The following is an 18,300-nucleotide window of genomic DNA, read 5'->3' as shown; positions in this document are numbered from 1 at the left end:
CAATGAACCGGAAGTCCGCGAACTTGTCAAGAGCACCGCTCTCACAAGAGATCGATGGTCACGTCACGCTTAACGCAACCTGATGTAGCGCTAGGAGTGAGTATGGGGCAGGAGAGCGCCAACTGCAACAACTAGTTGCAACAAGGGAGGGGCGGCCGGATCCCGACTCGGTTCGTCAGAGACGTTGACGACCCACGCCGGGCCGGGGTAGCGTTCGCGTAAATAAAAAGGAAAGCTTCCTATAAATAAACTCGGTATCCCGAGGTAGGAAGGTCGCCGTCATGTCGCGATCACCGCCGTCCTTTGTTTGATCCCTCCGGTTTCAGGTTCGCCCACGAACGGTGCGGTGCCGCGCCTCTGCTCTCTCCGGCCGGCAAAAGGCTCCGCACGACGTCCACAACGACCCCCCTCTCGCATCCGCCCGATGGACGTGGAGCACCACATGAAACACAAGTTCGCCAAAGTCTTGGTGGCCGCGGGGGCGCTGCTCCTGCCGCTCGGCACCGCGGTGGCGGTCGGCCCGAGCGCGTCGGCCACCGTCGCCGTTTCCCGCAGCGTCGCCCTGGCGGCCCCCGCCTGGGCCCCGAACACGGCCTACACCGCGGGCCAGGTCGTCTCCTACAACGGCGTCGACTACAAGTGCCTCCAGAGCCACACCTCCCTCCCCGGCTGGGAGCCGCCGAACGTTCCGGCGCTCTGGCAGCCGACGACCGGCGGTGGCAGTGACACCACCGCGCCGAGCGCGCCCGGCAACCTGCGCTCCACGGCCACGACGTCCTCCAGCGTCTCGCTGGCGTGGGACGCCTCCACCGACAACGTCGGCGTCACCGGCTACAACGTCTACCGGGGCACCACCCTCGTCACCACCGCCACCGGCACCAGCTACACCGACAGCGGCCTGACCGCCAACACCGCCTACAGCTACACCGTCAAGGCCCGCGACGCCGCCGGCAACCTCTCCACCGCCAGCAACACCCTCAACGTCACCACCCAGCCCGGCGGAGGCGGGACCGACACGACGCCGCCGAGCACGCCGGGCAACCTGAGGTCGACCGGGACGAGCTCCTCCAGCGTCTCGCTGGCGTGGGACGCCTCCACCGACAACGTCGGCGTCACCGGCTACAACGTCTACCGGGGCGCCACCCTCGTCACCACCGCCACCGGCACCAGCTACACCGACAGCGGCCTGACCGCCAACACCGCCTACAGCTACACCGTCAAGGCCCGCGACGCCGCCGGCAACCTCTCCACCGCCAGCAACACCCTCAACGTCACCACCCAGCCGGGCGGAGGCGGGAACGGCGGCAACAAGCTGCTCGGCTACTTCGTCGACTGGGGCGTCTACCAGCGCAACTACCACGTCAAGAACATCGACACCAGCGGCTCGGCCGCCAAGCTCGGCTACATCAACTTCGCCTTCGGCAACGTGACCAACGGGCAGTGCGCCATCGGCGACAGCTACGCCGACTACGACCGCTTCTACAACGCGGGCGAGAGCGTCGACGGCCAGTCCGACACCTGGGACAACGGGGCACTGCGCGGCAGCTTCAACCAGCTGCGCAAGCTCAAGGCCAAGTACCCGGGCCTGAAGGTGATCTACTCCTTCGGCGGCTGGACCTGGTCCGGCGGCTTCCCGCAGGCCGCGGCCAACCCGGCGGCGTTCGCCGACTCCTGCTACAAGCTGGTGGAGGACCCGCGCTGGGCCGACGTGTTCGACGGCATCGACATCGACTGGGAATACCCCAACGCCTGCGGCCTGACCTGTGACACCAGCGGCCCGAACGCGTTCAAGAACCTCATGTCGGCCCTGCGCTCGCGCTTCGGGCAGAACTACCTGATCACCGCCGCGATCACCGCGGACGGCACCAACGGCGGCAAGATCGACGCGACCGACTACGCCGGCGCGTCCCAGTACGTCGACTGGTACAACGTCATGACCTACGACTTCTTCGGCGCCTGGGCGGCCCAGGGCCCGACCGCGCCGCACTCGCCGCTGACCTCCTACTCGGGCATCCCGACCGAGGGCTTCTACACCGACGCGGCGATCCAGAAGCTCAAGAGCAAGGGCGTCCCGGCGAGCAAGCTGCTGCTCGGCATCGGCTTCTACGGCCGCGGGTGGACCGGCGTCACCCAGAGCGCCCCGGGCGGCACGGCCACCGGTCCCGCGCCCGGCACCTACGAGCAGGGCATCGAGGACTACAAGGTCATCAAGGGCAGGTGCCCCACGACCGGCACCGTCGCCGGCACGGCGTACGCCTTCTGCGGCGGCCAGTGGTGGAGCTACGACACCCCGAGCACCATCGCGGGGAAGATGAGCTACTCCAAGAACCAGGGTCTCGGCGGTTCCTTCTTCTGGGAGCTCAGCGGCGACACCACCAACGGCGAGCTCATCACCGCGATGAGGAGCGGGCTCGGCTGACGGATCGCGGTCCGGGGGCGTGACCCGCCCCCGGACGTGGAACCAGGCCGGGGCACGGGATCCGAAAGAGGACCCGGCCCCGGCCTTCACACGTTCGCGGGCCCGGGACGGCCGGCCGCTACCAGTCCTGCGAGAGGCCGGACATCCGCCGCAGGTATTCGTCCTCGTCGATCTCGCCCGCGGCGTAGCGGCGCTTGAGGATCTCCTTCGGACTCTCCCGGGCCGGCACGGCCGGACGGCTGGACGTCCAGGAGCGGACCAGGATGAGCACGCAGGAGACGACCACGATCAGCGCGACGAGCACCAGCAGGTATCTCATGCCCACCTCCGCTTTCTCCCCGGCCGTGGGGACCGCCGGCGCGCCTCCCCGGCGGCGGCAGTGCCCAGTGTCGCAGCTTCTTCCCACCGAGGGTAAGGGTGGTACCGAGCACCGCGCTCCCCCGCGAGCCCGAACCGCCCAAGGCGACAATCGGGGCCCGGAGCATGCAGAATCTTCCCCGAACCCAAAGCGAAGGCGGACCAGGATCGTGACGATCTCCATTCATCAGCGGATCGCCGAAGAGCTCGGCGTGCGTGAGCGGCAGGTGAAGGCCGCCGTCGAGCTGCTCGACGGCGGCGCGACCGTGCCGTTCATCGCCCGCTACCGCAAGGAGGCGACCGAGAGCCTCGACGACGCGCAGCTGCGCACGCTCGAAGAACGGCTGCGCTACCTGCGCGAGCTGGAGGAGCGGCGCGCCGCGATCCTGGAGTCGATCCGCTCCCAGGGCAAGCTCGACGAGGCCCTGGAAGCCCAGATCATGGCCGCCGACTCCAAGGCCCGGCTGGAGGACATCTACCTTCCCTACAAGCCGAAGCGCCGCACCAAGGCCCAGATCGCCCGCGAGGCAGGGCTGGAGCCGCTCGCCGACGAGCTCCTCGGCGACCCCTCACGCGACCCGCTGGAGGCCGCCACGGCCTTCGTCGACGCCGACAAGGGCGTCGCCGACACCGGCGCCGCCCTCGAAGGCGCCCGGGCCATCCTGATCGAGCGCTTCGCCGAGGACGCCGACCTCATCGGCGGCCTGCGCGAGCAGATGTGGTCGCGGGGCCGCCTGGTCGCCCGCGTCCGCGAGGACAAGCAGGAGGCCGGGGCGAAGTTCGCCGACTACTTCGACTTCGCCGAGCCGTACACCAAGCTGCCGTCCCACCGCATCCTCGCGATGTTCCGCGGTGAGAAGGAAGAGATCCTCACCCTCACCATGGAGCCCGACGAGGCCCCCGCCGAGGACGGCCCCGGCTTCTACGAGGAGCGCATCGCCCGCCACTTCGGCATCGCCGACCAGGGCAGGCCCGCCGACCGCTGGCTGGCCGACACCGTGCGCTGGGCCTGGCGCACCCGCATCCTCGTCCACCTGGGCATCGACCTGCGGATGCGCCTGTGGCAGGCCGCCGAGGACGAGGCGGTGCGCGTGTTCGCCACCAACCTCCGCGACCTCCTGCTCGCCGCGCCGGCCGGCACGCGTCCCACCATGGGGCTCGACCCCGGCCTGCGTACGGGTGTGAAGGTCGCCGTGGTCGACGCCACCGGCAAGGTCGTGGCCACCGAGACGATCTACCCGCACGAGCCGAGGCGCCGGTGGGACGAGTCGATCGCGGTCCTCGCCCGCCTCGCCCAGCAGCACGCCGTCGAGCTGATCGCGATCGGCAACGGCACGGCGTCCCGCGAGACCGACAAGCTCGCCGGGGACCTGATCAAGCGGCACCCCGAGCTCAAGCTCACCAAGATCGTGGTGTCGGAGGCGGGCGCGTCGGTGTACTCCGCCTCGGCCTACGCCTCCCAGGAGCTGCCCGGCCTCGACGTCTCGCTGCGCGGCGCGGTCTCCATCGCGCGCCGGCTCCAGGACCCGCTCGCCGAGCTGGTCAAGATCGACCCCAAGTCGATCGGCGTGGGGCAGTACCAGCACGACCTGGCGGAGACCAAGCTGTCCCGCTCGCTCGACGCGGTCGTCGAGGACTGCGTGAACGCCGTCGGCGTCGACGTCAACACCGCCTCCGCCCCGCTGCTCACCCGCGTGTCGGGCATCGGGTCGGGCCTGGCCGAGAACATCGTGCAGCACCGCGACGCCAACGGCCCGTTCAGGTCGCGCCAGGCCCTCAAGGAGGTGCCGCGGCTCGGCCCGAAGGCGTTCGAGCAGTGCGCGGGCTTCCTGCGCATCCCGGGCGGCGACGACCCGCTCGACGCCTCCAGCGTGCACCCCGAGTCGTACCCGGTGGTGCGGCGCATCCTCGACGCCACCAGCAGCGAGATCAAGTCGCTGATCGGCAACACGGCGGTGCTCCGGTCGCTGAAGCCGTCGGAGTTCGCCGACGACACCTTCGGTCTGCCGACCGTGACCGACATCCTGAAGGAGCTCGAGAAGCCGGGCCGCGACCCGCGTCCCGCCTTCAAGGCCGCCACCTTCAAAGAAGGCGTGGAGACCCTGTCCGACCTCAAGCCGGGCATGCTCCTCGAGGGCGTCGTCACCAACGTGGCCGCGTTCGGGGCGTTCGTCGACGTCGGCGTGCACCAGGACGGCCTGGTCCACGTCTCGGCCATGTCGAAGACCTTCGTGAAGGACCCCCGGGAGGTCGTCAAGCCCGGCGACATCGTGCGCGTGAAGGTGCTCGACGTCGACATCCCCCGCAAGCGGATCTCGCTGACGCTCCGCCTCGACGACGAGGCCACCGGCCGGGACGACGGCCGGTCCGCGCCGTCCACCGGGGGCGGGAACCGCGACCGCAAGGGTGGCGGCGCCAAGGGCGGCGCCCAGCGCGGCGGCGGCCGGCAGCGCCAGGAGCGCCCCGCCCCCACCGGCGCCCTCGCCGAGGCCCTCCGCAAGGCCGGCCTCGACAAGGGCCTCAAGTAGGAAGGCTCACCGGCTCACCCGCCGTCATCGGCGCCGACCCCGCCGCACCACCTCCGGCCGCGTCGGCGCCGGGGGCGGCCGGGGTGGCGTCGGCGGGAACCATGCCAGACCGGGCATGAGGGCGGGATCCACCCCTCGTTCATCTGCTGCCGGTCCGGCTTCGGTGGACCTGGCTGTGAGGGGTGGGGAAACGAGCGGATACCCTTCGGCTGTTCGGATAACCTTCAACCGCCCACGTAGGGGACAGTCATGACGCAGGCTCCCGTCAAGGTCACCGTCACCGGCGCCGCCGGTCAGATCGGCTACGCGCTGCTCTTCCGCATCGCCTCAGGCCACCTGCTCGGCCCGGACGTGCCGGTGCGGCTCAGCCTGCTGGAGATCCCGCAGGCCGTGAAGGCCGCCGAGGGCACGGCCATGGAGCTCGACGACTGCGCCTTCCCGCTGCTCCAGGGCATCGACATCAGCGACGACGTCAACAAGGCGTTCGACGGCGCCAACGTCGCGCTGCTGGTGGGCGCCCGCCCCCGCACCGCCGGCATGGAGCGCGGCGACCTGCTGCAGGCCAACGGCGGCATCTTCGGCCCGCAGGGCAAGGCGATCAACGACCACGCCGCCGACGACGTACGCGTGCTGGTGGTCGGCAACCCCGCCAACACCAACGCCCTGATCGCCCGGTCGCACGCCCCGGACGTGCCCGCCGAGCGGTTCACCGCGATGACGCGGCTCGACCACAACCGCGCGCTCTCGCAGCTCGCGGCCAAGCTCGAGGTCCCGGTGACGGCCATCAAGAAGATGACCATCTGGGGCAACCACTCCGCCACGCAGTACCCCGACCTGTACAACGCCGAGGTCAACGGCAAGATCGCGGCCGAGCAGGTCGACGAGGCCTGGCTGCGCGACACCTTCATCCCGACCGTCGCCAAGCGCGGCGCCGCCATCATCGAGGCCCGCGGCGCCTCCTCGGCGGCCTCCGCGGCCAACGCCGCCATCGACCACGTGTACGACTGGGTGAACGGCACCGCCGAGGGCGACTGGACGTCGGTCGCGCTCCCGTCCGACGGCTCGTACGGCGTGCCGGAGGGCCTCATCTCCTCCTTCCCGGCGGTCTCGCGCGGCGGCCGGTGGGAGATCGTCCAGGGAGTGCCGGTCAACGCGTTCTCCCGTGAGCGCATCGACGCCTCCGTCGCGGAGCTGGGCGAGGAGCGCGAGGCGGTCAAGCAGCTCGGGCTGATCTGAGCCCGCGTCGTCCGCTGATCCACGGCCCCGGTTCCCGTACGGTGAACCGGGGCCGGGCCGTCGAGGTAACCCCTCGGTAACGGCACGAACCTCCTTCTCCTTTCGATGGTCTAACCCGGTGAAAGGAGACATCATGAGGTTTCTCACAGTGGGTGCGCTCTTCGCGGCCGCCATGGCGACGGTCGTACCGGCCACCGCCGCGACCACCGCGCACACCACCCGCGTCCAGCACGCGGCCCACGCCGAGCACGGCATGCACGCCGACTCCGTCCGCTACGCCTCGCTGAAGAGCTGCAAGGACAAGCACGGCGACAACGTCGCCTGCGGCCCCTGGCAGCTGTACCTGCACAGCGGCAAGAAGAAGACCCTGCGCGACGCGCGGGTGTTCCCGCACGACGCCAAGGGCAAGGTCATGAAGGACCTGCCCTCCCCCACGGCCGTGAGCGGCGACGGCGAGTACATCGCCTACCTCCGGCAGCGGGACGATCGCCTGGTGGTACGGGAGCTCACCGGGAAGGTCCACGTCATGCCCGCGACCGCCATCCCCCGGCACACCAGCACGGCCGACCTGTCGTTCAACCTGTCGCTCAAGGGGGCCGTTCTCGCCGTGGCGAGCGGCGACCAGGGGTGGCTGCGGCTGTTCGACGTGGCCTCAGGGAAGCAGCTCGGCACCGTCCGGAAGCACGGCTCCTTCGTGGGGTTCAGCGGTGACGAGGACGAGGTGCTCACCACCCGCGACACCAACGAGAACACCACCGAGCTGGTCACCTACGACCTGGAGGGGCACCAGGTGAAGCGGCAGGAGCCGCCGCAGGTGGTCGCGCAGCAGAACCCGCTCGCGCTGAACGCCGACGGCAGCTCCGTCGCGCTCTACTCATCCGGCAGCCACACCCTGAAGGTCTACGACCTGGACTCCCAGACCATCGTGTCCAGCGTCAAGGTGCGATTCCCGGGCGACGACGCCCCCGAGATGATCGACTGGACCGGCGACCACGAGGTCACGGTGCACGCCCCCACGGGCAACGGCTCGACGGTGCACATGCGCATCTTCCAGATCGACCCGCGGACCGGCGCCAAGAAGCTCCGTGACTCCTACCGGATCAAGAACGCGTTCAGCTACGCGGCCTGTGGCGGCTGACAGCCCGATCAGCGTGAGGACGGCGACCTCGGTGACGACCACCAGACGCTGGGTGAGCCCGGCGGGGACGACACCGGGGTCGAGGCCGACCATGCGGACGCCGTACGGCACGAGCACCAGGAGCAGGAACCAGGCGGAGGCGAAGCTCAGCCAGCGCAGCGGCCGGGCGTGACGGCCGCCGCGCGCCGCCAGCAGGAATCCCGCGGCCGGCATGGCGAGGAAGGCGGCGAACGCCGCGTACCGGTGGATGCCGCCGGACATCGACAGGGACATCCCCGGCCGGTCGGTGGGAAACGCCGCGATCATCACCATGCAGCTGCCCCACACGCCCACCAGTGCGACGACGGCCGGCGGCATCCCCCGCCGCGACATCTCGACGGCGAACAGGGCCGCCCCCACCGCGAGCAGCGTCAACGAGGCGGCCAGCAGCCACCCGTACGGGTGGAACGCGTACTCGCTGATCATCCCCCAGAGCGGGTCCAGATCGGACATCACGTGCAGCGTCACCATGGCCGCGACGCCCCCGGCGAGGGCCGCGAACCCGCCAACCGTCAATCGACTCGTCATGCACCTGACTGTCGCGGCCGGCGGGGTGTCCGGACATCCGGAGATCGGCCGGATCGAGCCCTGGCGCGTCCCCGAGCCGACCCCGACCTCCCCGGGCTCCAGCCCAGGGACAGGTCAGGGTTGATCCATATCTACCAGCGCAAACCTCCCGAGACTGTGCCCATGGCCTCGCTCCGCTCGGCGGCTCGGGGCGCTTCTTGAGGCGGCGGCCTTCGTCGTCGTCCGGGCTCGTCCCTCACCCTCCCTCCTCCTCAGACCACCGCCGCGCCCCTCGCGGTGCTCGACGGCCTCGCTCCGCTCGGGTCAGTCGGCGAGGCCTTTGCGGCGTGCCTCGGACTCGGCGATGTCCCCTGCGTCGGCGGGCGCCAGCTCCGGCTCCGAGGCGCGCAGCCAGCGGCAGCCGTAGGCGTCCAGCTGGATCTCGGCGCGGCCCTCGGCGGAGATCTTCACGGTCCCGTCGACCAGCAGGTCGGTGAGCACCTTGTCGTCGTCCAGGCCGTCGAGCGTGACCTCCAGGGCGACCTCCGCGTCGGTGAAGTTGTGCAGCGCGAGCACCGTCCCCCCGTCGAGGTCGGCGCGCACGGCGAGGACGGCGTCCTCCCCGGTGTCCAGCACCTGGTAGTCGCCCCACGCCAGCTCCGGGCACCCGCGGTACTGCTCGGTCAGCTTGGTGATCCACATCAGCAGCGAGTCGGGGTCGCGCCGCTGGGCGCTGACGTTGATGTGCTCGGGCCCGTACTTCCCCTCGACCATCGGGTTGCGGAACTTCTCCGGCTCCGCCGTGGAGAAGCCGCCGTTCCTGTGTGGTGTCCACTGCATAGGGGTTCGTACAGCTTCGCGGCCCTCGATGCTGAGGTTCTCCCCCATGCCGATCTCCTCGCCGTAGAACAGCACGGGGGTGCCGGGCAGGGAGAACAGCAGGCTGTAGACCATCTTGATCCGGCGCAGGTCGCCGCCCAGCATGGTCGGCAGGCGGCGGCGCAGCCCCCGGCCGTACAGCTGCATGTTCTTGTCGGGGCCGAACGCCGCGAAGACCTCCTGGCGTTCGGACTCGCTCAGTTTGTCGAGGGTGAGCTCGTCGTGGTTGCGGACGAACGTCGCCCAGTGGCAGTCCCTCGGCGGAGCCGGCCGTTCGCGCAGCGCCTCCGCCAGCGGGCGGGCCTCGCCTCTGGCCAGCGAGAGGTACATGCGCTGCATCCCGATGAAGTCGAAGCACATGGTGACCTGGTCGCCGAGGTTGCTGCCGAAGAACTTCAGCAGGTCGGGGTACTCCAGGTTGACCTCGCCGAGGAGCATGGCGCTGCCGTCCCGGCGGTTCATGAAGGCCCGCATGTCGCGCAGGAACTCGTGCACGTCGGGCAGCTTGTCCCCGCCCTTGGACCGGTCGCCGTCCTTGGAGAGGTTCTCCATCAGGAACGGCACCGCGTCGACCCGGAATCCCGACAGGCCGAGTTCCATCCAGAAGCCGAGGATCCGCGAGATCTCGTCACGCACCTCGGGGTTGGCGGTGTTGAGGTCGGGCTGGAATCGGTAGAAGCGGTGGAAGTAGTACTGGCCGCTGCCCTCGTCGTACTCCCAGAGGCTGTGCTCCTTGTCGGGGAAGACCACGCCGTTGGGGTCGTCGGGCTCGGGCGTGTCCGACCAGATGTACCAGTCGCGGTAGCGGGAGTGGCGGCTCGACCTGGCCTCCTTGAACCACGGGTGCTCGTCGGAGGTGTGGTTGACGACCAGGTCGGCGATCACCCGGATGCCCCGGTCGCGGGCGGTCCGCATGAACTCCACGAACTCCCCCAGCGTGCCGAGCCGCGGGTCGACACCGTAGAAGTCGCTGATGTCGTACCCGTCGTCGCGGTCGGGACTCGGGAAGAACGGCATCAGCCAGATGCACGTCACGCCGAGCCGTTCCAGGTGATCGATGTGCTCGGCGGCACCGCGGAAGTCGCCGATGCCGTCGCCGTTGCCGTCGGCGAACGTCTCCACGTCCAGGCAGTAGACGACGGCGTTCTTCCACCAGACGTCTGAGGTATAGGTCACTCTCACACGCCCGCCACTACCCCAAGGAACGGCAAAGAATCTCGACGAGGTTTTTGCGTTATCGCCGGTGGCGGACGTCTTGAGGGCCCGTACCGCGCGCGGTACGGGCCCAGATGAGAATCATCGACCTCAGATGACGGTGACCTGTTCGGCCTGAGGACCCTTGGCGCCCTGCACGGTCACGAAAGTGACCCGCTGGTTCTCATCCAGGCTGCGGTAGCCGCCGGAGGTGATGGCCGAGTAGTGCACGAACACGTCGGCACTTCCGTCGTCCGGGGCGATGAAGCCAAAGCCCTTTTCGGCGTTGAACCACTTGACTGTACCTTCAGACAACTGCTTCTCCCAGGTAGGAGCTTCACCGGGCCGCCGGGTCGGCGGCTCGGGGCTGCGTGGCGGACCGGACCTGCATCCGCGGAGACCGCAGGAAAAGCAGAAACGACCGCCGTCACTAAACTTCCCGCGGGCGCTTTCGATGAAAAAGACGTTCGAGGAATGCACGACTGCAACGACGGTGACTTTATCGAGCGCCCAGGCCGATTACAAGGCATCACGCGTGTCGCGGCGCGACCGTTCCCGTTCGTCCGTTAATTTAGGCTTTTGCGACTTCAGGCGGGTTCGGCGAGATACCAGCGGGCGTGCCCGTCGCCACGGGTGAGCGAGTCGAGGCGGCGGGGAAGCTCCTTGCGGGAGAACGGGTCGCGGGCCGCGTTGCGGATGTGGATGCCGACGGCGTACATGTCCCGGACCTCCATCAGGGTCGGGTAACCGTTCCACCGGCGCAGGTCGGAGCCGTACGCCCCGGCGAAGTCGTCGACGTCCGCCGTCGTCAGCCCGAAACGGCGCTGCCCGTGGTAGGTGTGCACGAGATCCCATTCGCGCGGGCCGACGGCGACGCCGTCCCAGTCGCACAGCACGGCATGGCCGTCCTGGCAGCGCAGGAGGTTGTCGATCCAGGCGTCGCCGTGCAGCAGCACCGGAGGCCCCTCGGTGTCGAGCGCCTCCCACCGGGCGGTGAGCTCGGCGACCCGGTCGCGCAACCAGGCCCGCTGGCACGGCGTCAGCACCTCCTTGCGGTGCTCCACCGAATCGCGCACCTCGGCCAGCGGGTCGGCGAGCCGCTTCAGCGGGAACGGCGGCACCGGCAGCAGGTGGAGGGTGCGCAGGATCCTGCCGAGCTGGCGGGTGGTCGGCCGGCCGCTCGCCGGCACGTAGTGCCAGAAGGTGACCACGCGCCCGTCGTACACCAGGGGCTGGTCGCACAGCTCGTCGGCCGGGCGCACCGTGGGGAATCCCTGATCGGCCAGCCACCGGGCCACGGCGAGCACGACCGGCAGCCGGGTGAGGGCGTCCGGCGCGGTGGCGATGCGTACGACGATCTCGTCCCTGAGCTTGAACACCGCGTTGCTCCGCACCCGCAGCAGCCGCGCGTCCCGGGCGTCGAGCCCCACGCTTGCGCACACGTCGCGCAGGATCGCGGTGGCCTCGTCCGCCAGCATGCTCATGGGCGGTCCAGGGCCGGCTGCGGGCCCGCCTCGGCCAGCAGGTCGTGCAGATGTCGCGCGGCGGGGGTCCTGCGGTGGACGCGGGGGATCGTCGACAGCAGGGTGCGGGCGCGGTTGACCACGATCGTGGTGCGGTGTTCGGGCGGCACCTGCGACAGGGCCTGCTCGGCGAGCCGGCACGCCTCGTCGTACCCGCCCGCGCGGGCGACGTGCGCCGCCTGGTCGAGCAGCACCAGCGCCGGGTCGATGGTGTAGGGGCTGGAGGAACGGGAGATCCACTCCTGCACCTGCGCGGCCTCGCCCAGCTCGATGAGCGTGCCCATGCGGTAGAACTGCAGCCGCCGCTCGGAGAAACGGAACGCCAGGTGGTCGGCCCCCTCGCGGGGCATGCGGGAGAAGATGCGCTCGGCCTCGGCGAGGGCGGCGCGGGCGGCCTGGTGCTCGCCCATGCGGGCCAGCGCCCGCGCCTCGGCGGCGGCACCGAGGGCGGCCGGCGAGCTCGGAGCGCTTCCGGCCAGCATCCGCGCCTCGCGCGCCAGCCTTACGGTCTCGTTGAGGTCGCCGTAGTAGTACGGGAGCATGGCCTCCTGCGCCCGCACCAACGCGCGCAGCCTGACCTCGCCGACGTCGTCGGAGGCCGCGCGCGCCGTGCCGTACCACGCGTGGGCCTGCCGGGTGTCGCCGAGCTTCATCAGCGCGTCGGCCGAGAGCAGGGCGAGCATCGTGGTGGCGTTGAGCAGGCGGCGCTGCGTGGCGGCGGGCTGGCGGGCGGCGACCAGCCTGCGCACGTCGGAGATCTCGAGCATCAGCCGGTACAGCATCGGCAGCGGGGCGCTCTTGATGTATTCGCGCCGGTAGCGGAGGACCTGCTCGTCGAGCCGGTCGAGCTGGTCCTCGCTGACGGTGGCGGAGGCGAGGGTGCGGTCGATGTCCTGGCGGGTGCGCTCGACCTCGGCGAGCAGGCGGCCGTTCAGCGGCGGGGCCGAGGCCAGCAGCGCGTGGTGGAACAGCGCGCGGCGCTCGGCGTCGTCGTCGGCGGTCCCGCTGGACGGGCGCGGCGGGGCGGGCTCCTCGGCCTGGACGGGGTGGGCGGGCGAGACGACCACGATGTCGGGGGCGTCGCCGTCGTCGCAGTAGTCGGCGGCGAGGCCGAGGCGGACGGCGTTGGCGGAGTACAGCCGGGCGATCTGGTCGATGGTCTGCGGCCTGGGGCGGGCCCGGTTGTTCTCCCAGGCGTTCAGCAGGTCGATGCTGGCGCGCGGGGAGCCGAGGGAGTGGATCTCGCAGAGGCGTTCGAGCTCCTCGATGGCCTGCCGCGCCGACCAGCCGCGCGCCAGCCTGTGGGCCTTCAGCAGGCTTACCCCGCAGCAGCCATGGATGGCCTGGGCGGTCTGCCATAGAGTCCACTGCCGGGTCACGGCCTGCTCACGCCAGCGTCGCGCGCACGCCGGCGAGTGCTCTCCACGGGCCATTTTCGCCCCCCGCCACTGGAGTCTTCGGCCTTAGGGTTGTTTCCCCGATGTTAACCAGACGGCACCTAAAGCTTCGCACTGTTACGCGAACGATGTCTGGACACCCGCGTGGTTTCCACGTAAACCCCTGCTCTACCCGCCGGTATTCCACGAATCAGTGGATTTGCTCCGATTGCCGATAGGGGTACCCCGGTCCACTCTGGTCCCCATCCGGTCCTCATGTCACCGCTGGAGACCTTGATGAAGACGGCAGAATCCGGCACCCAGTCGGTCGAGGCCATCGACCACCTGGAGCGACTCGCCGCGCAACTGGAGGCCCACGCCTTCAAGGTGCGCCTGACCGCACGCACCGGCCTGTATCCACGGCTGCGCGTGATCAACCCGATGGCCCCGGCCGTCACCGAGGACGTTCTCGCCGCCAACGAAGCCGACGGCGAATGGTGGTTCTGGCTCTCCTGGGCGGGCCGCATCGGCCAGGCCTCCGACATCGTCACCGCGGCGGAACGCATCGCGAGCGTCCTGCACGTCATCCGCCGCTGACCACGACGGGAGCGGCTCGCGTCAGGGGAGGCGCGAGCCGGTCCCGGCACCCCGGGAAATCAATTCACCGGACACCGCCGGCCGTTTCCCATTTCGGTCAGGCGAATTTCGAGTTCGGGCGGTCCTGAAGGACGTCGTCCACGTAGATGTCGACCTTCTCGTTGTAGAAGGAGACGAGGCCGGCGATCTTCTGCGACTCCGGCAGGGGCGTGCGGTAGGACCACACGATGTCTTCGTGATCGCCGACCGACCAGTATTCCGCCGATCCCTTGTACGGGCAGTGCGTGACCGTGTCGGTGCGGCGGAGCAGGTCGAGGCGGACGTCGGTCTTCGGCAGGTAGTACCGCGGCGGCAGCCCGGTCTCGAAGAGGATGCGGGGGCTGCGCGAGTCGGCCACGGTGACGCCGTCCACCTCCACGCGCACGTGCCGCGAGCTGGCGAGGATGTCCACCCTCGTGTACGGGTCCCGTGCGTGGACGAAGACCTCTTCGTCCTCCTCGAACCAGGCGTCCATGGCGCCCCATTCGAACCGCACCCTGCCCTTGAGCTCCTCGATGGGCGAGTCGGTGTAGACGGTGGCGGCGTCGGCGCGGCCGTCGATGTCGTACAGCTCGCCGTCACCCCGGCTCGGGGAGTGGTTCGTCCGCCCGTTGGCGGTGAGCCGCTCCATGTCGACGTCCTCCGCCGGGAAGTAATAGGTCGGGTAGTACGGGACCTCCCACACCAGCAGCGCGTTCGCGGTGTCGGCCACCGGCCGCCCTTCCGCGTACGCGCGGACGCGCTTGGCGGTGCGCTCGATCCGCACCCGTCCCCGCTTGGTCAGCTCCATGACCGCCGCAACCCGGCCCCGCCGGACACTATTCCCCGCGTGTGATCGGCTCCCGAAGCCGACGCGGACCCGTTCTGCGGGTTATTCTCGGTCTAGACAGACTAGACAGAGGGGCCCTCATGAGTGGATGGCAGCTCCAAGAAGCGAAACAACGCTTCAGCGAGGTTGTGCGCCGCGCGGTGAACGAGGGCCCCCAGGTCGTGACCCGGCACGGCGAAGAGGTCGCCGTCGTGATCGACATCGCCGAATATCGTCGGCTCAAGGGCGAGGGCGGCGACTTCGTCAGGTTCCTCCTGTCTGGGCCATACGTGGACGGCGATCTCGACTTCCCACGGAACCGGGACCTTCCTCGAGAGATCGATTTCGACTGATGGGCGCCGGCTACCTGCTCGATACGAATGTCGTCTCCGAAACCAGGAGACGCGATGCGAACCCTCTGGTCAGGACGTGGATCAGCGAGGCGTACGGGCCCGCCCTCTATCTCAGCACGCTGACCATCGGGGAGATCCGTCGAGGCGTGGAGATCCGCAGACGCAAGGATCCGGCGCAGGCGACCGTCCTCGAACGCTGGCTGCACGCCCTTCACCGTCAGTTCGGCGACCGGATCGCTCCCGTGACCTCGGAGATCGCGGAAGAATGGGGGCGACTCCAGGCGGCGCGCATTCTGCCCACGATGGACGGCCTGATCGCCGCCACGGCCAGAGTCAACGGCTGGACGCTCGTGACGAGGAACGTGAAGGATTTCACCGGCACAGGGGTGTCGGTCGTGAACCCCTTCGAAGCACTCTAGGTCGAGACGAGGCGACAGCCCCCGCCGCTCCCGCAGCCAGGGAACCCGGCCGCCGGCCACTATTCCCAGTTGCCGATATGTCCGGAATCGTCCAAGCTGCAAGGGTGGCTCCCAAGAAGATCATCATTGACTGCGACCCCGGCATCGACGACGCGCTCGCCATCACGCTGGCTCACGGGAGCCCCGAGCTCGACATCGTCGGCATCACCACGGTCGGCGGCAACGTCGACCTGGCCTACACCACCGACAACGCCCTGCGCCTGCGGGAGTTCCTCGGCCTCCCCGAGGTCCCGATCACGGCCGGCAGCGAGGGCGCCCTTCTGCGCAGCCGGGTGAACGCCGCCGGGGTGCACGGGGACCTCGGCCTCGGCGAGGCCCGGCTGCCCGAGGCCACGCTCCCGGTCCGCGCTGGGCACGCCGCCGACTTCATCATCGAGACGCTCAAGGCGGCCCCCGGCGAGATCACCCTGGTCGCGATCGGGCCGCTGACCAACATCGCCCTCGCCCTGCTGAAGGAGCCCCGGATCGTCGGCTGGGCGCGCGAGTTCGCCATCCTCGGCGGCTCCTACACCCGGGGCAACTTCTCCCCGGCGGCGGAGTTCAACATCGCCGCCGACCCGGAGGCCGCCGCCATCGTCTTCGGCGCCGGCTGGACGGTCACCATGATCGGCCTGGACGTCAGCCGCCAGGCCCTCGCCGTCGGCAAGGTGGTCGACCGCATGCGCGGAATGGGCAGGCTCGGCACGGACCTGCTCGTCCCCTGCGTCGAGTTCTACGGCATGGTGACCGCCGAGGAGGGGCCCGCCATCCACGACGCGTGCGCGATCGCGTACCTCATCGACCCCACGCTGATCGCGGTGGAGCCCGCGGTGGTCGAGGTGGAGACGGCCGGCCGGTTCACCTCGGGGATGACCGTGACCCATTTCGACCTCGGTGACCGGGTGCCGAACGCCCTGGTCGGCACCACACTCGACGTCCCCCGATTCTGGGACCTCGTCCTCGGCGTGTACGAGGACGTCGCCCGCCGCATCGGCGTCGTCTAAGGGACGGGTCAGATCGGTGGCGGCCACCTGACGCTCCTGGAAGCATGCCGTTCCATGGGGAAACAGCGCCGGTGGCCCATCGCGATCACGTGTCTGGCTCTGGTGACGGGCTGCACCGGGGGCGGCCACGCCGCCACGCCGACGGCACGTCCGGCCTCGCCGTCCGTCCCCGGGAGCACGCCGGCCGTCCCCGGCGCCACCGCCACGGGAAGGACGACCGTCTCACCCGACTGGCGGCCGGTGGCGGGCGCGAAGCTGGCCGGGAACGCCGCCCTGCTCGACGTCGCCGCGACCGGCGGGCGTGACGCCTGGGCGGTCGGCTACAAGGCGGGCGCCGAGGACGAGGAGGGCATGCCGGCCCTCGAACGCTGGGACGGCACGCGGTGGAGCGAGGTCCCCGTCGACGACGAGGACGTCTGGCACCTGGTCGGCGTCAGCGCGGGCGGGCCGGACGACGTGTGGGCCGTCGGGAACGGCGAAAGCCCCTTCGCCACCCATTACGACGGCACCCGCTGGACCGGCTTCCACCCCTACGGCGTCGCGGAGGACTACCTGCTCGCCGACGTCGCCGCCACCGGGGGGCACGCGTGGCTCGTGGGCAGGAATCTCACCCAGGGCGTGATCACCGAGTGGACCGGCCAAGAGTTCCGCAACGCCCTGCGCGCCGACGGCTACTTCACCGCCGTCACGGCGAAGCGGGGCCACGTGTGGGCGGTGGGCACCGACGCGCCCGCCTCCGAGGGTGGCGCCTCCGGCACTCCGATGATCTGGCACGGCACGGCCGTCTCGGGGCCGCTCATCCGCTCGTGGCAACGCGGCCGGACACCGCAGATCCCGGGTGGGGTGCTCCGCCGGGTCTGGATGATCACACCGTCGGACGTGTGGGCGGTGGGCGCCGTCTCGGCCCGTGCCGACGGCTCGGAGACCCCCCTCGTCCTGCACTGGGACGGCGGTCAGTGGTCCCGGGTGGAGGTGCCGATCCCACGCGGGCGGCTCGAAGGGGTCACGGCTCTCGCGGCCGGCGACGTCTGGATCAGCGGCGTCGACGCCGACCATTCGGGTCAGTCGCTGTTCCTGCACTTCGACGGCCGCACGTGGACGCGGTCGTACGGCCCGCTGCTCCGCGCCGAGGCGGAGGATCAGCAGTACCCCACGTCCGACGACATCGCCCGCACCGGCATCGCCCGCGTCCCCGGCACCTCCACCCTGTGGTCCGTCGGCTCCGTCGGCGAGGGCGACGACGAAGCCCCCTTCATCCTCCGCAGGAACTGATCGTCCACGGATGGTCAGCGGCGGGTGTAGCAGTGGTGCTGGACGGGACGGGACGTCGCGGATGTCGGCGGAGCGACGGTGTCGCGGTGGACGACCCCGGCGTCGTGCAGGGCGACCAGCGCGGTGGCCGTGCCGATGGCGAGGCGTTCGAGGGCGCTGCCCCCGCGCGGCCCCTCACTGCTCACCACCTGCTGCAGCGACGGCCCTTCGACGTACTCGCTCACCATGTACGGCCGGTTGCCCTCCATGCCGGAGTCGAGGACCTGCGCCGTGCAGAAGCGGGCCACGCGCTTGGCGACGTCGAGCTCGCGCATGAAGCCGTCGCGGAAGACGGGATCCTGCCCGAGACGGGCGTGGAAGAGCTTGGCGGCCACGAAACCGCCGGAGTCCGCCTCACCGAGATAGACGACCCCCTGCCCGCCCTCGCCGATCCTCCCGGTGATCCGGTAAGCGCCGAGGCGTGCGGGGTCGCCTGTCTCCAGGGGCTGGGCTTGCGGCATGCGTTCTCCGGGGGATACGGGCCATCTGATCAGAACTCTAGCCACACCAAGGTCACCAGGCAGGCGTCCACCG

Annotated in this window: 16 protein-coding genes and 1 pseudogene; 9 read left to right on the top strand and 8 right to left on the bottom strand. The window is 70.1% G+C overall.

The window, feature by feature from the left end; genetic code table 11:
* Window positions 1-442: 442 nt before the first annotated feature.
* Complete coding sequence (locus KIK05_RS19750) at window positions 443-2,419, top strand: glycosyl hydrolase family 18 protein (RefSeq protein WP_214412222.1); 1,977 nt, start codon at window positions 443-445, stop codon at window positions 2,417-2,419.
* Between the two features lie 118 nt (window positions 2,420-2,537).
* Here the strand turns inward: KIK05_RS19750 and KIK05_RS19745 are convergent, their stop codons facing one another.
* Complete coding sequence (locus KIK05_RS19745) at window positions 2,538-2,738, bottom strand: SHOCT domain-containing protein (protein WP_214412221.1); 201 nt, start codon at window positions 2,736-2,738, stop codon at window positions 2,538-2,540.
* Between the two features lie 208 nt (window positions 2,739-2,946).
* On the opposite strand from KIK05_RS19745, the gene KIK05_RS19740 reads away from it, so the two are divergent.
* The 3 genes from KIK05_RS19740 (at window position 2,947) to KIK05_RS47045 (ending at window position 7,678) form a co-directional block, all read left to right on the top strand.
* Window positions 2,947-5,304, top strand: a complete 2,358-nt coding sequence (locus KIK05_RS19740) for a Tex family protein (RefSeq protein ID WP_214412220.1) — start codon at window positions 2,947-2,949, stop codon at window positions 5,302-5,304.
* 249 nt (window positions 5,305-5,553) lie between these two features.
* Complete coding sequence (locus KIK05_RS19735) at window positions 5,554-6,540, top strand: malate dehydrogenase (RefSeq protein ID WP_214412219.1); 987 nt, start codon at window positions 5,554-5,556, stop codon at window positions 6,538-6,540.
* A gap of 133 nt (window positions 6,541-6,673) precedes the next feature.
* A complete protein-coding gene (locus KIK05_RS47045) occupies window positions 6,674-7,678 on the top strand; it encodes a WD40 repeat domain-containing protein (RefSeq protein WP_250563070.1) in 1,005 nt (334 codons plus the stop codon).
* Between the two features lie 60 nt (window positions 7,679-7,738).
* Here the strand turns inward: KIK05_RS47045 and KIK05_RS49430 are convergent.
* From KIK05_RS49430 to KIK05_RS19710, 5 genes and pseudogenes are all read right to left on the bottom strand, one after another.
* Window positions 7,739-8,170: pseudogene (locus KIK05_RS49430) on the bottom strand (DUF998 domain-containing protein); the annotation flags it as partial.
* Window positions 8,171-8,548: 378 nt separating this feature from the next.
* Window positions 8,549-10,279, bottom strand: a complete 1,731-nt coding sequence (locus KIK05_RS19725; protein WP_308250011.1) for an alpha-amylase family protein — start codon at window positions 10,277-10,279, stop codon at window positions 8,549-8,551.
* 129 nt (window positions 10,280-10,408) lie between these two features.
* Complete coding sequence (locus KIK05_RS19720; RefSeq protein ID WP_214412336.1) at window positions 10,409-10,612, bottom strand: cold-shock protein; 204 nt, start codon at window positions 10,610-10,612, stop codon at window positions 10,409-10,411.
* Between the two features lie 272 nt (window positions 10,613-10,884).
* Window positions 10,885-11,781 (bottom strand): phosphotransferase enzyme family protein, encoded by an 897-nt coding sequence (locus KIK05_RS19715; RefSeq protein ID WP_214412216.1) that lies wholly within the window; start codon window positions 11,779-11,781, stop codon window positions 10,885-10,887.
* Window positions 11,778-13,253 carry a helix-turn-helix domain-containing protein gene (locus tag KIK05_RS19710; RefSeq protein WP_214412215.1) on the bottom strand — a complete coding sequence of 492 codons (1,476 nt, stop codon included), beginning with the start codon at window positions 13,251-13,253 and terminating at the stop codon, window positions 11,778-11,780. The genes KIK05_RS19715 and KIK05_RS19710 overlap by 4 nt, the downstream gene beginning before the upstream one ends.
* Window positions 13,254-13,493: 240 nt before the next feature.
* Between KIK05_RS19710 and KIK05_RS19705 the strand changes: the two genes are divergently transcribed.
* The gene (locus KIK05_RS19705; RefSeq protein ID WP_214412214.1) at window positions 13,494-13,793 is read left to right on the top strand and encodes a hypothetical protein; all 300 of its coding nucleotides are present in this window, start codon (window positions 13,494-13,496) and stop codon (window positions 13,791-13,793) included.
* Window positions 13,794-13,890: 97 nt separating this feature from the next.
* Here the strand turns inward: KIK05_RS19705 and KIK05_RS19700 are convergent, their stop codons facing one another.
* Window positions 13,891-14,622, bottom strand: a complete 732-nt coding sequence (locus tag KIK05_RS19700) for a DUF427 domain-containing protein (protein WP_214412213.1) — start codon at window positions 14,620-14,622, stop codon at window positions 13,891-13,893.
* 119 nt (window positions 14,623-14,741) lie between these two features.
* On the opposite strand from KIK05_RS19700, the gene KIK05_RS19695 reads away from it, so the two are divergent.
* From KIK05_RS19695 to KIK05_RS19680, 4 genes are all read left to right on the top strand, one after another.
* Complete coding sequence (locus KIK05_RS19695; RefSeq protein WP_214412212.1) at window positions 14,742-14,993, top strand: type II toxin-antitoxin system Phd/YefM family antitoxin; 252 nt, start codon at window positions 14,742-14,744, stop codon at window positions 14,991-14,993.
* Window positions 14,993-15,412 (top strand): type II toxin-antitoxin system VapC family toxin, encoded by a 420-nt coding sequence (locus KIK05_RS19690; RefSeq protein ID WP_214412211.1) that lies wholly within the window; start codon window positions 14,993-14,995, stop codon window positions 15,410-15,412. The genes KIK05_RS19695 and KIK05_RS19690 overlap by 1 nt, the downstream gene beginning before the upstream one ends.
* Before the next feature lie 104 nt (window positions 15,413-15,516).
* On the top strand, window positions 15,517-16,455 hold the full coding sequence (locus KIK05_RS19685; protein WP_214412210.1) for a nucleoside hydrolase: 939 nt from the start codon (window positions 15,517-15,519) through the stop codon (window positions 16,453-16,455).
* A 54-nt stretch (window positions 16,456-16,509) separates the two neighbouring features.
* On the top strand, window positions 16,510-17,727 hold the full coding sequence (locus KIK05_RS19680) for a hypothetical protein (protein ID WP_214412209.1): 1,218 nt from the start codon (window positions 16,510-16,512) through the stop codon (window positions 17,725-17,727).
* Between the two features lie 14 nt (window positions 17,728-17,741).
* Here the strand turns inward: KIK05_RS19680 and KIK05_RS19675 are convergent, their stop codons facing one another.
* Entirely contained in the window at window positions 17,742-18,227 is a 486-nt protein-coding gene (locus KIK05_RS19675) for a protein kinase domain-containing protein (protein WP_214412208.1), read from the bottom strand.
* Window positions 18,228-18,300: the final 73 nt, after the last annotated feature.

The sequence above is a fragment of the Sphaerisporangium fuscum genome, from assembly GCF_018531465.1.
GTDB classification, from domain to species: domain Bacteria; phylum Actinomycetota; class Actinomycetes; order Streptosporangiales; family Streptosporangiaceae; genus Sphaerisporangium; species Sphaerisporangium fuscum.
This window is presented reverse-complemented; position numbering and strand designations above follow the sequence as displayed.